Source organism: Syntrophorhabdaceae bacterium (assembly GCA_035541755.1).
In the GTDB taxonomy this organism is placed as follows: domain Bacteria; phylum Desulfobacterota; class Syntrophorhabdia; order Syntrophorhabdales; family Syntrophorhabdaceae; genus PNOF01.
In genome coordinates this window covers 1-4,662 of the sequence record DATKMQ010000148.1, presented here as the reverse complement: position 1 = coordinate 4,662, position 4,662 = coordinate 1, and the positions used below count along the sequence as shown (strand labels likewise).

Annotated in this window: 6 protein-coding genes; 5 read left to right on the top strand and 1 reads right to left on the bottom strand. The window is 52.5% G+C overall.

The window, feature by feature from the left end; all coding sequences use genetic code 11:
* The 5 genes from VMT62_14575 to VMT62_14555 form a co-directional block, all read left to right on the top strand.
* Positions 1-481, top strand: a 481-nt coding sequence (locus VMT62_14575; GenBank protein ID HVN97651.1) for an NADH-quinone oxidoreductase subunit H, incomplete at its 5' end; no start/stop codon positions are given.
* Between the two features lie 537 nt (positions 482-1,018).
* Entirely contained in the window at positions 1,019-1,450 is a 432-nt protein-coding gene (locus VMT62_14570) for an NADH-quinone oxidoreductase subunit C (protein ID HVN97650.1), read from the top strand.
* A 35-nt stretch (positions 1,451-1,485) separates the two neighbouring features.
* Positions 1,486-2,523 (top strand): nickel-dependent hydrogenase large subunit, encoded by a 1,038-nt coding sequence (locus tag VMT62_14565; GenBank protein HVN97649.1) that lies wholly within the window; start codon positions 1,486-1,488, stop codon positions 2,521-2,523.
* A 112-nt stretch (positions 2,524-2,635) separates the two neighbouring features.
* The gene (locus VMT62_14560; protein HVN97648.1) at positions 2,636-2,905 is read left to right on the top strand and encodes a ubiquitin-like small modifier protein 1; all 270 of its coding nucleotides are present in this window, start codon (positions 2,636-2,638) and stop codon (positions 2,903-2,905) included.
* 100 nt (positions 2,906-3,005) lie between these two features.
* Positions 3,006-3,590, top strand: coding sequence for an acyloxyacyl hydrolase (locus tag VMT62_14555; protein HVN97647.1), 585 nt, complete (start codon positions 3,006-3,008; stop codon positions 3,588-3,590).
* A 374-nt stretch (positions 3,591-3,964) separates the two neighbouring features.
* Here the strand turns inward: VMT62_14555 and VMT62_14550 are convergent.
* Positions 3,965-4,662 (bottom strand): alpha/beta hydrolase (locus VMT62_14550; protein ID HVN97646.1); only part of this gene is annotated, 698 nt, incomplete at its 5' end.

The window sequence follows — 4,662 nt, the reverse complement described above, 5'->3', positions numbered from 1 at the left end:
CATGGTGGCCCTCGCATCCTCCGCTCAGAGCCTGCGCCTCGCAGACATAGCAGCGGCTCCGGCGACGGGTGTACGGGTTCTTTCGCTTCTGACCCTACTACTCTGTCTTCCGGCCAAGCTGCACCTTAACCCCTTCTCTCTTTCCAATGCTGAGCAGGAGATATATTCCGGACCGACAACGGAATTCAGCGGTTCACAACTGGCGCTATGGGAACTGGCGCATGGGCTGGAATGGGTGGCTCTGACCGGGCTTACAGCGTGTCTCGCGATTCCGTTTCGCACCGGCAGCGCGCTTGGCAATGTTGCCCTGTTCGCGGGGTTCTCCCTGATTCTCGTGATCCTGTTGACGATTGCGGCGGCAGGGACGGCTCGTTTGAAGGTCCCGCAGGCTGCCCGTGTCTACTGGAGATGGGGCATGGCCCTGGGCGTGGCGGCATTGATCATGGCCACCGTATCGAATATTGAAAGGCTTATCCGATGAGCGTCTTTTCCTTACTGATGAAAAACGGCAGACTGGCACCGACTACCCTGCGTATTCCCCACCAAGTTCCGCATCCAAAGAGCTTCCGGGGCCCGGTGAAGATCCAAACGGAGAAGTGTGTCGCATGCGGGATGTGCGCCTATGTTTGTGTTTCCGGCGCAATCAAGGTAGCGGACCGTGAGGATCATTGCGAGTGGACTTATTCTCCAGGGCAGTGCACTTTTTGCGGGAGATGCGCTGAGTCATGCGCCGGGGAAGCGCTGTCGATGATGGGGGAGTCTGCTCCTCCATACTCTCAACCTGAAGAATTGAAGGAGGTTCACCGCATTTCCTACCCCATCTGCCCAGAATGCGGCCGTCCGACCCCGCCCGTCAGTGAGTCGATGTTGCGGCGCGCGTACAAAGAAATAACAGAACAGATACGTTCAAGGGGATTGTTATGTCGCCGTTGCCGGCTGCGGCGTTCACAGAAGGATTTATGGACAACCGCTGGAAAAGCGATTCCATCAGAAGGTAAGGAGCCTGAGTGTGAAGCAAATGGATAAGAACGAAGGAATTTTAACACAATTAGGCGCCGGAAAATTCTGGGACAAGAGATCTGACGGTTGGTGGTCGGAAGCCTCCAGTATGGATGTGGAGAAGATGGCGCGTCTGATGACCGCGGCTGGAGCACGTCTGGTAACCATTACCGCAGCCGAGACTTCAAAAGGCGAGTTCCGGATCATCTACCACTGGGATCTGGAAGGCCGGATGTTGAATCTGGTCACCATGACCGTTAAGGGCACCATTTGCAGCATTGCCGCGATTCATCCTGCTTCCGACTGGATGGAAAGGGAAATCCATGACTGCTTTGCCGTTCAGTTTAACGGCCGGGATTCAGCGCCGCTCCTCTTGAGTCCTGAAGATCCGCCCGGAATCTTTCTTCATCAGTCTCGCGACGATCAAGAAGGAAAGGAAAGAGCACGATGAGTTACACTGTCCCGATCGGCCCTTATCATCCTGCATTGGAAGAACCTTTTAAGTTAGAACTCAAATGCCAGGGTGAAACCGTTCAAGATGCTAATCTGCATATCAAGTTCAATTTTCGCGGCGTTGAGTGGCTTGCACAAAGACGTAATTACAGCCAGGCCATCACGTTGGTAGAGCGGGTCTGTGGCATCTGCTCAGACTTGCATACGCTTACCTTCTGCAGAGCTGTAGAACAATTGGCTGGTTTGCCGGTCCCGGCACGAGCTCAGTATATCCGGGTTATTATCGCGGAACTTGAAAGACTTACCTCCCATGCGTTGTGGGCCGGCATTGCAGCTGAGATCATAGGTTTCCAGACGATGTTTATGACCTGCTTTAGTGTACGCGAGCGTTTGATGGATATCCTTGAAATCATTTCGGGCAACCGTGTTCATTACGCAATGAATTGCATTGGAGGAATAACCCGGGAAATAGCAAACCCTCATGCTGTTTTGGAAATAGTGAAATGGATTCGGCAAGAGATAGAAGATACATTAATCCCTATTTTTACAACCGATCGCACAATACGGGCTCGTTGCATCGGGATCGGTGTGCTGACAAAAGAAGAGGCGATTGCATGGGGGGTTGTCGGGCCGACTGCCCGAGCCTCAGGCATCCCGGTAGACATACGGCGTTCGGCTCCCTACGCCGCATACGATCAATTGGAATTCAAAGTGCCTATTGAGACTTCGGGTGATGTATTTTCACGAGCGGTTGTCCGTCTGCTTGAAATGGTTGAAAGCTGCCGCATGATCGAGCAGGCATTCAAACAGATGCCCCCCGGTCCAATCCGTGGACCCGAATTTGTGGAGGTGCCGCCGGGAGAGACAGTCGTTCGTTCCGAAGCCCCGCGTGGAGAAGCCTTCTACTATGTTGCTTCTGATGGCTCAGATGTTCCATCGAGGGTGAAGATCCGCACGCCAAGTCTCGTGAATATGCCGGTCGTGAGGTTGATGGTACTTGGAGCTAATCTCGCCGATGTTCCAATCATCAATGCCTCGATTGACCCATGCTACTCGTGCACTTCCAGGTGAAGATAATCATATGAATAATCCTGGAATAGAGATCGGAGCGATACGAGAGACAAATGAATTCTTGCGCGCTTCGACTTCATTGTAGAATATTGCGGAGGGAGGAGATCCCATTTTGAAGATACAACTAAAATTCTTCGCATCTTTCAGAGAGTTTTTTCAGGATAGGTATGTCGAGCTCCAAAGCGGGGCCAATATGAGGGACCTCTTAGATCTCTTATGCGATTCGTCGAAACGCCGCGAGGAAATGTTCGACGGTAATGAGCTTAAACCTTACGTCGCAATCCTGAAAAACGGCAAACACATTCATGACCTGAACGGTCTTGAAACAAAGCTCGAGGATGGAGACACCATTGCGATGTTTCCTCCTGTAGGCGGTGGCTGAGAATATGAATGTTCAGATCCATGTCCGTTATATAGGTCGTTCGATTCGTTAGTATGTAAAGCCTTATATAGTTAAAACAATTCTTCAGAGCAGTGACCGCATGAGGGCGAGAATTCTCTTTAGCACCAACGGGCAAAAACACGAGCCGATGACGAAATTGATGGCAGGCGTGTGTCTGGTCTGCCTCTCTCTGTTTTGCGCGATCAGCAGTTTTTCAGCGGAACAGGCCATGTCAGTCGGTTACGGCTTTGGGTTCCTCAACCCGCGAAAGAGCACGGGGCACATCCAAGGCGGACAGATGTACGATTTCTTTCAGGTGGCCTATCTCTATGAAAGAGCTTCAGGCCTCAAGAACCTTGACGTTACTGCCCAGCCGTGGGCAGCCTACGTGAACAGGCCCAACGACGGCGCCGACGTCGGTTTTAATCTGGGGATACGGTACTACCCGATCAGAAAAGATGACTGGCGCCCTTTTCTGAGTGCGGGAGTCGGCGCGGCCTATACCACCATTGGTTTCGAGGAACAGGGAACCCATTTTGACTTCATACTGCAGGCGGGCTTCGGTCTCAGATACAAGAACTTCTTCATTGAGGACACGTTCAGACACTACTCAAACGGGGGCACCGCCTCTCCGAACAGATCCGTCCATGCCAACATAGTCACGGTTGGCTACTATTTTTGGTGACCCGCAAGGCCTGAGACCGATGCGGCTACAGATTCGGCACTTTCCATTTTGTAATGCGCAAGCGTCTGAGAAAAACAGGTCTTCACCCTTGCAGAAGAGGAAGAAATCCTCAATCCGTTTATCTACTTGCCAAGATAAAAAATCCCACCTGCGCTGCCGTTGCGCATTACGAGATGTAAGTGCACATAGCGCCGTTTGGGTGGGTTTACGTACGGGTGGGGTGGTACCGATGGGTTTTCACTTAAACCTCCGTTTTCTGGCGGCCCTTGCTTTTCAGACCAGCTGTTCGGATGTGATGAGCCAGACGGAAGTTGCAGTCTCATGGCTCGTGTCGGTAACTAACCCTGTTCGCTGTTCATACGTGCTGTTCGAGCTCACGCATTGCCGAACCATACAGCGAGTTGCTTCACCACGCGCCCGAAAGTCTCCTCAAGCAAGAAAATATCGCCGTGCAGCGCCCGATCAATCTCTATAACAGGATTGCCTTGTGCTTGCAGCTCCTTGCATGCGGCTACTATCTCCGGAACATCTCGGGATCCAAAGAGTATGAGTCCCCGTTCCTTGTGGATAGATCGTGGAACGGGAAGTTTCTTAAGAACTTCAAAGTTCACACCAGCAAAGGACTCGCGTACTCGATAACTCCTCATCATGGTGATGATTCCCTGTGTCTCCGGACTGTACGTGGTCTTAAGCGCGGGTGATATCCCGAGAGCGAAATCCGCTGAAGTCATCAGGCAGATGCGGCCGCCTGAAGAATGACCTATGGCAGCAACCTTGCCGAAACGGCGGCAATACGTGATGGCAGTTTCAACATCATGCACTACACCTTCGTCTAACGGCAGTTTGTGTTCACCGTGTCCCCGATGGTCAATAGCGCATGCGGTAATGCCGGCTTCAGCAACGCGCCAGGCCAAGCCAAGCTGCTCCTCTTTGCAACCGCCGTACCCGTGGACGATGAGAGCCGCACCGCGGGAGTCTGGAGGCGTCACGATGACGCACGGGATGCCGAACCCGTTAGCCTGAATGATCTCTCGTTTGATGTTCATGGTCGTTCCTTCCTTTCGCTCCGTGC